The sequence below is a fragment of the Mycobacterium mantenii genome, from assembly GCF_001667865.1.
Taxonomy (GTDB): Bacteria; Actinomycetota; Actinomycetes; order Mycobacteriales; family Mycobacteriaceae; genus Mycobacterium; species Mycobacterium mantenii_A.
On the sequence record NZ_LZJP01000067.1, the window covers coordinates 1 to 1544 of the forward strand.

Annotated in this window: 1 protein-coding gene; it reads right to left on the minus strand. The window is 66.3% G+C overall.

The features are described 5' to 3' along the window. On the minus strand, positions 1-1544 hold a 1544-nt coding region (locus A5688_RS10905; RefSeq protein ID WP_120312520.1), incomplete at both ends, for a non-ribosomal peptide synthetase.

The following is a 1544-nucleotide window of genomic DNA, read 5'->3' on the forward strand; positions in this document are numbered from 1 at the left end:
GCCTCCAACGCCACCACCGCCGCCGGGACCATATAGGCCGGGAGCCGCTCAGCCAGCTGCGCGCGCACCTTGGCCGGATCGGCAGTCCCGGTCACATAGGCCACCAAACGCTTATCACCGGGACGGTCCTCGCGGGCCACCGCCACCGCCTGCTCTATACCGTCGAGGTCGGCCAATGCCGCCCGCACCTCGCCCAACTCGATGCGATAGCCGCGGATCTTGACCTGCTCATCAGCACGCCCCAGATACCGCAGCTGCCCATCAGAACCCCACCGCACCAAATCCCCGGTGCGATACATCCGCACTCCGGCCCCACCGAACGGACACGTCACAAAGCGCGACCCAGTCAAGCCCGGACGGCGCACATACCCGCACGCCAGGCCGCGGCCCGCCACATATAGTTCCCCGACCACGCCCACCGGCACCGGCCGCAGCAATCCATCCAAAACGAAGAAACCAAGATGACCCAACGGCACCCCGATGGGGCTGGCATTAATCTCGACATCGTCGACGACGATCTGCCGGAACGAGGCATGCACTGTCGTCTCGGTGATGCCATACATGTTGATCAGGCGCGGTAGTCCCGGGTGGGTGACCAGCCATGTGGCGAGGCGCTGTGGTTCCAGCGCTTCGCCGCCGAAGACCACAGTCTCAAGCTTTAGCTGACTGCCTAACGCGGGCTGTAGCGCATCGGCACGTTGTAGCGCATAAAAGGCCGAGGGGGTCTGGCTTAAGACGGTGATCTCTTCGGTGACCAGCAAGGCGTGGAAGTCTTGCGGCGAGCGGGCCACCTCTTCGGGCACCACGACCAGCCGCCCACCACCAAGTAGCGCACCCCAGATCTCCCAGACCGAGAAGTCGAAGGCATAGGAATGGAACTGCGTCCACACCTGCCCCGGCGCCGAGCCGAGGTCCAGTGACGCCAAGAGTTGGGTGACGTTGCGGTGGGCGACCGCCACACCCTTGGGGACGCCGGTGGTCCCGGAGGTGTAGATCACGTAGGCGATATCGTCCGGACGCGGCGACGCTAGTGCCGCGCTGGGTTGGGTGCGCACGGCGGGGTCGTCGATGTCGATGACCGCGAGGTCGTGTCGGTCGAGCCGCTGGGCCAGATCGGTGGTGGTGATGGCGGCGATCGGCGCGGCGTCGGTGAGCATGAAATCGATCCGGGCATCGGGCAGGGCGGGGTCGATCGGCAGGTAGGCGGCCCCGGTTTTGAGCACGGCCAGCATCGCCACGATGGCCTGCGGGCATCGCGGGAATAGCAGGGCCACGCATTGTCCCGGGGCGGCGCCATAGTCGCACAGCAAGTGCGCCAACCGGTTTGAGGACTCATCGAGCTCGTGGTAGCTCCACGAGTGACCCTGGAAGGTGACCGCGATCGCCTCGGGTGAGCGCGCCACTTGGTCGGCGAACAATTCCGGGATCGATACCCGTGCGGGTGCGGGCTGGGTCAACACCGCCCGATTGCCCCACTCGTTGAGGCGGGCGTGCTCGGATGCGCCGAGCAGATCGATCGACGACAGCCGCCGGGTGGTGTCGGC